6 protein-coding genes are annotated in these 5831 nt (G+C 49.8%); 2 read left to right on the top strand and 4 right to left on the bottom strand.

Going from position 1 to position 5831, the window contains the following annotated elements:
- Window positions 1-579 precede the first annotated feature (579 nt).
- Complete coding sequence (locus tag J0895_RS24070) at window positions 580-861, top strand: histidine kinase dimerization/phospho-acceptor domain-containing protein (RefSeq protein WP_207090519.1); 282 nt, start codon at window positions 580-582, stop codon at window positions 859-861.
- A 25-nt stretch (window positions 862-886) separates the two neighbouring features.
- On the opposite strand, the gene J0895_RS24065 is transcribed toward J0895_RS24070, so the two are convergent.
- From J0895_RS24065 to J0895_RS24050, 4 genes are all read right to left on the bottom strand, one after another.
- The gene (locus J0895_RS24065; RefSeq protein ID WP_207090518.1) at window positions 887-1105 is read right to left on the bottom strand and encodes a hypothetical protein; all 219 of its coding nucleotides are present in this window, start codon (window positions 1103-1105) and stop codon (window positions 887-889) included.
- Window positions 1106-1130: 25 nt separating this feature from the next.
- On the bottom strand, window positions 1131-1754 hold the full coding sequence (locus tag J0895_RS24060) for a cytochrome c oxidase subunit 3 (RefSeq protein WP_207090517.1): 624 nt from the start codon (window positions 1752-1754) through the stop codon (window positions 1131-1133).
- Window positions 1755-2210: 456 nt separating this feature from the next.
- Window positions 2211-3911 carry a cytochrome c oxidase subunit I gene (ctaD, locus tag J0895_RS24055; RefSeq protein WP_207090516.1) on the bottom strand — a complete coding sequence of 567 codons (1701 nt, stop codon included), beginning with the start codon at window positions 3909-3911 and terminating at the stop codon, window positions 2211-2213.
- A gap of 119 nt (window positions 3912-4030) precedes the next feature.
- Window positions 4031-5044, bottom strand: coding sequence for a cytochrome c oxidase subunit II transmembrane domain-containing protein (locus J0895_RS24050; RefSeq protein ID WP_207090515.1), 1014 nt, complete (start codon window positions 5042-5044; stop codon window positions 4031-4033).
- 457 nt (window positions 5045-5501) lie between these two features.
- Here J0895_RS24050 and J0895_RS24045 point away from each other — a divergent pair.
- Window positions 5502-5831, top strand: a 330-nt coding sequence (locus J0895_RS24045; protein WP_207090514.1) for a COX15/CtaA family protein, incomplete at its 3' end; no start/stop codon positions are given.

The following is a 5831-nucleotide window of genomic DNA, read 5'->3' as shown; positions in this document are numbered from 1 at the left end:
AAGACTTGGTGGAAATTATCGAAGAATAGGCAACGGGTCAAACTTCGGGCTGTCCTCAATTTCTGGTCAGGGACTTATGACATTCCGGTTTGGGTAGTCCATGAAAATACCCACTATCGGTGGACAGGATCTGGTTTCTCGAAGGTTGGTACTTACGGAACCTAGATGGAAGTGGGTGCAATAATGGCACAAAACCCCGATTGGTCCTGTTGTGCTCACAAATGAGGGGATCAGCAGCCAGAGGCTGTGATTGTTGAAAAATAGACGGGATGACTTATAGCCCTACCGAGACAAATCGCTTAATATATGGGTTAACTCAGAGAAAGACCCGGGGTTCAGGTTTGTGAATCCTGGGTGGTTTGGGTATCCAGGGGGTACAGATCAGGGGGGGGCGGAACCCTCAATGTAACGCTGGTTACATTGGAACCGGAGGGAATTGTCCCATCGAGATTCAAGTCGGTCTAGGCGAAAGGATTTAGGCGATCGCCCACAACCCCTCGGACCTGATCAATGTCGGTTCATCTCTGAGTGATGTTAAACAGGAAACACTCTTAACAATTTCAAATTCAATAAATCGCCATGCACACTATTCAATCTCGGGCTATTCAAGCACAGCATCAAGAAAACCTAGTTGCACTCAAATCATACTTTATGACCCTAATTTCTCATGAACTGAGAACTCCTTTAACGACGATTTTATCGTCGGCAGATTTACTCGAATGTTATAGCAATAGCTGGTCTGATGAGAAAAAGCTAAAGCACGTTCAGCAAATCCAAACGGCTGCTCTTGAAATTACCAAGCTCATCGAGAGCGAACAATTTACGGAAACCCTCCGAAAAGTAGCCAGTGAAATTCACTGAAATTCACTAATTGTTTTAACAATTTTTAAGCCTCTTTTATCCCATTTTGTTGCGGGAAGTTGACCGCATTAGTAGAAAAACATTCCTCTAAAATCCCCGGGAAACGGGGAAAACCCGAAGCGATCGCCCTGATGATACTTCTGACACCCAGGACTCGACTCCCGGGAACCGGCATCATTAGGGCGCTCCCAACGGTGACGCGGCGATCGCACACAAAAAACCCCCAAATGGGGGCAAATCTCATCAAAATAGGAGATATAACCTCCCGATTAGAACAAATACAGAATCGTAAACAGCACAATCCAGACCACATCAACAAAGTGCCAGTAAATTTCTGCTGCTTCTGGTCCAAAGTGACTTTCCTTAGAATAATGACCCGCCTTCAGGGATTGCCATAAGACCGCCAAAATCAACAGCAACCCAAAAGTCACGTGCAATCCGTGAAAGCCAGTTAGCACATAAAACGTGCTAGTAAAGATATTATCCGTCAGACCAAAGCCGGTATGAAAATATTCATACAACTGGCCCGCGAGGAACACAGCACCCATGACTGCTGTTGCACCGAACCAAAACCTCAAACCCTTGACATCATTCTTCTTAATCGCCGCATTGCCGCGATTCATCACAAAACTGCTAGAAATCAGGATAATCGTATTGATTCCCGGCAGCAACAGTTCCATTTCCGGCGTACCTTCTGGCGGCCATGCCGGGGAAACCGACCGAAAAGTGAGATAAGCGGCGAATAATCCCAGAAAAATCATCGACTCCGCCACCAGAAAGATGATGATTCCAAAAATTCGATGATCCGGATGGTCACCGTGGTGACCCCCGTGGGTGCCTGCCCCATGTTCAGCTTGTATAGCCGCGTTGCTGGTATCAATTGTCCCTTGCATAAGCAATAGTCTGTTGTAGAGTGTATGGTTTGAGTCTGGGGTGACTGGGGTCTTACAAGAGTAAGTTTTTTCCGTTTATGGTGTATAGACCTTAAGATTAACTGCACGTCCGGTCCCCGGACCAAGGCAAGGGGAGGGTTAGGGTGGGGTCAAAGTGACGTGGCTAAAGCCTCGTCACTAGGAATGGTGGGTTGGAGAGTCGGAGTGACGCTATATCGCCGATTAACGAGGAAAGAGGTTGGACCCGTCTCCAAAAAGGCGCGATCGCGGCTTCATAGTGCGTGACGTGGCTGACGCCACGTTAAGAGGACCCCACCCTAACCCTCCCCTTGGCAAGGGGAGGGGACCGGAGGTGCAGTTAATCTTAGGGCAAATCACCATGAGCTTAAAAAACCTACCCTTGTAAGGTGACTGGGGTCGGGGTTGACCCGACCCCAAAAAATAGAGTTGCGCGGTTTAGGAAACCGTCGGTCCCCCGGATAGCATGGGAGTATTCGCTTGGGACTCAGGCATTTGGACGTTCGGGTTGCGATCGCCCATGCCGTAATCATAAGGCCCAGTCAAGCGCACAGGTTCCCCAATAAAATTCTCCACCGGCGGAGGAGAAGTCGTCTGCCACTCCATCGTTAACGCATCCCAGGGATTCCCCGATGCTTTCGCACCGCCAATCCAACTCCACACCGCATTAATAATCAACGGGATGGTAGAAACCGCCAGGATATAAGACCCCACCGTACAAATTAAATTGACCGTGGCAAATTTGGGGTCATACTCCGCCACCCGACGAGGCATCCCTTGCAATCCCAGATAATGCATCGGCAGGAAGCACAGGTTAAACCCAATTAACGTTAAGAAAAAATGCAATTTACCCAGAGATTCATTCATCATCCGACCCGTCATCTTGGGGAACCAGTGATAAATCCCCCCATACAGACCGAAGACGCTGCCGCCAAACAGCACATAATGCAAGTGGGCGACAATGAAATAGGTATCGTGAACGTGAATATCAAACGGGACTGAGGCAATCATAATCCCACTCAGACCGCCGATCACGAACATAGAGACGAAACCCAACCCGAACAGCATGGCGCTGTTGAGGCGAAGTTTGCCCCCCCAAACTGTGGCTAACCAGCTAAAGACTTTAATTCCTGTGGGAACGGCAATAATCATGGTGGCAACCATGAAGAACATCCGTAACCAGCCGGGAGTACCACTGGTAAACATATGGTGCGCCCAGACAATTAAGCCCAGAAAGCTAATTGCCATACTGGAATAGGCGATCGCCTGATAGCCAAAAATCGGCTTGCGGGCGTGCACCGGCAAAATATCAGAAATCATCCCAAAAATGGGCAGAATCATGATATAAACTGCCGGGTGGGAATAGAACCAGAACATATGCTGATAAACCACCGGGTCCCCACCGCCCATTGGATTGAAAAAGGCAGTTCCAGCAATTAAGTCAAAAGCTAGAAGAATTAACGCCCCCGCTAACACCGGCGTCGAGATTAAAATCAAAGCCGAAGCTGCCAGCATTGCCCAGCAGAACAAGGGCATATCATTTAATCCCATTCCCGGCATCCGCATTTTCAGGATGGTGGTCAAAAAGTTGATTCCGCCCAAAATGGAGGAGGTTCCCAGTATCAGAACGCTCAAAATCCAGATAAATTCTCCCGCTTTTTCCCCGGTGGTACTTAAGGGGGGATAGGAGGTCCAACCGGCACCCGCGGCACCGACAAAGAAGCTAGATAATAGCAGGATTCCACCGGGAGGAATCAGCCAAAAGGCGATCGCATTCAACCGGGGGAAAGCCATATCCCGCGCCCCAATCATCAGGGGAATCAGGTAGTTGCCAAAGGCCCCGGTCCCCGCAGGAACGATCCACAGAAAAATCATGACCGTAGCATGGATCGTAAACAGACCGTTATAGAGTTCGCGGCTGACAAAATCCGAGTCGGGAGTTGCCAATTCCGTGCGAACAGCGGTCGCTAATGCACCGCCAATCAGATAGAAAATGAAGGTGCAGACCAGGTATTGAATCCCGATCACCTTATGGTCCGTACTAAAGCTAAAGTATTCGCGCCAAGGGGTCTGTCCACCGGCTTCTACAGCAAGGGTTTCCCCGAGGTTATCGGTTTGGGGTTCGGTTACTTGTGCCATAAATCAATTGTTATTACTGATGCGTCTGAGTTCCCCTGCTGATGGGGGATGATGGGTCATTCGGTCCCGGTTAAAGGGCGAGTTGCCTCTCCCCTCCACAGCTAAAGACATGGCCGGGGTTAAATCGCCCGATCGCCAGAATGGTGTTCAGCATGGAGTTGTTTGAGCATTTCTCCATCAATCCCCATCTCAGCGGCCAAAGGTTGCAGATAGTCCGTTTCCGATAAGTCTGCCGGATTCAGGGCCACTGTTTCTTGTCCCTCAGATTGGGCGGCAATCTGACTCTGTAACCAGGCTTGGAAATCTTCTTCCGACTGCACAATCACGCGGGTTTTCATCCCGCCATGATAGGACCCACAGAGTTCGGCGCAAACCACGGAGTATTCTCCGATGATTTGGGGAACGAAGCGCAACTCGCTTGAACGTCCGGGAATGGCGTCCTGTTTGAGTCGAAATTCTGGAATCCACAGGGAGTGGATGACATCGCTGGCGGTAATGGTCAGTTGCACCTCTTTTCCTGCCGGGAGATGCAATTCTCCAGCGGTTACGCCACTGTTGGGGTAGGTGAAAATCCAGGCAAACTGGAGTCCGAGGACGTTGACACTGACAAAGGGGTCTTGTCCTTGGGTACGCGGAGAGGCACCCACTCCGAGGGCCACCAGTTTACCCGGTGCTTTATAGGGGGTAACGGCGGTTTCGTCGGAGGGTAGGGATGCGGCGATCGCCTCCCCAGCCTGGTGTTTATGGGCGACATGAGACTCATGGGAGGCCATTGGGTCTAGGCCGCCCATTGAGTTGTAAATTTCAAAACTGTAGATGCCGATCCCCATGATGATGATGGCTGGGATCGCTGTCCAGAGAATTTCTAGGGGAACGTTGCCATGAATGGGTGGCCCATCGGTATTGTCATCGGCACGTTTTTTAAATTTGAAAATGGAAATCACGATGATCCCCTGGACAATCAGGAATAAACCTGTGGAAATAGTCATCATCACGTTAAATAGTGCATCAATCCGGGGCGCTTCTTCTGAGGCGGCAACGGGCATGAGACTATGATTCTGGCCGACCCACAAGCTCACCAGCGTGATGGTGATGCCTGCTATCATCGTCCAAATAGCACTGGGTACTTTCACTTCAACCTCCTAGATCAGAAATTTTGCCGCAGTCGGCGACTCCGAGTGCTGTCTTGCAACAGTTTTTTGTGACTCCAATTGCTAAGTTAGCAATTTTTCGGGTCCGCTGTATCGGTTGTTGATATATTTGGTCCCTCAATTGGTCACCGGGAGGGAAGAAATTTTACATTTTTTGGGTGGAAACTGTCTCGGTGAAAGGGGATGACGGTTGAAACCGTCACGACAAACGGGGATTTGTGAAGAAAGGTTGACTTTAGGGCAGGGATTGTCAGGAAATCTCGGTAATTTTTAGGGGAGGGGAAATCCGGTTCAAGGCTTGTCGCTCTTGATTCTGACTCGCTACTGTAGAAAAAGAGTTCTGTTGTCGGATTTGGTGGAAAGGATAAACTACATCAGAGTAATTACTTAGTGTTAATTTAACATAAGGAACGAATAATGACGCGAAGGAGTAGCGATTATGGCGAACTCAGTCGTTGATCGGCATCCGGCGATCGCAGCCCCTGACTCCCCCCCTCGGGATCGGATTCGTCGCTTGGTTTGGAAAATTGCGATCGCGACCCTGCTGTTAATGGCAGTCGGCAGTGCAACAAGGGTGATGAATGCGGGTTTGGCTTGTCCAGACTGGCCGTTATGTTACGGCCAGTTAGTCCCCACCCAGCAAATGAATCTTCAGGTGTTCCTGGAATGGTTTCACCGCTTAGATGCGGGATTAATTGGCCTCAGCGCGATCGCCTTAGCCGGTTTATCCTGGTGGGATCGCCACGAACTCCCTGGTTGGCTACCCTTT

Source organism: Phormidium pseudopriestleyi FRX01, from assembly GCF_017313335.1.
Taxonomy (GTDB): domain Bacteria; phylum Cyanobacteriota; class Cyanobacteriia; order Cyanobacteriales; family Laspinemataceae; genus Laspinema; species Laspinema pseudopriestleyi.
Note: the sequence above shows the minus strand (reverse complement) of the source record. Positions and strands in the feature narration are given on the sequence as shown.

What these genes read in the sequence shown, in the direction of transcription:
- J0895_RS24070 (WP_207090519.1), top strand. Translation starts at nt 580, where the DNA reads ATGCACACTATTCAATCTCGGGCTATTCAAGCACAGCATCAAGAAAAC.
- J0895_RS24065 (WP_207090518.1), bottom strand. Translation starts at nt 1,105, where the DNA reads ATGAGATTTGCCCCCATTTGGGGGTTTTTTGTGTGCGATCGCCGCGTC.
- J0895_RS24060 (WP_207090517.1), bottom strand. Translation starts at nt 1,754, where the DNA reads ATGCAAGGGACAATTGATACCAGCAACGCGGCTATACAAGCTGAACAT.
- ctaD (WP_207090516.1), bottom strand. Translation starts at nt 3,911, where the DNA reads ATGGCACAAGTAACCGAACCCCAAACCGATAACCTCGGGGAAACCCTT.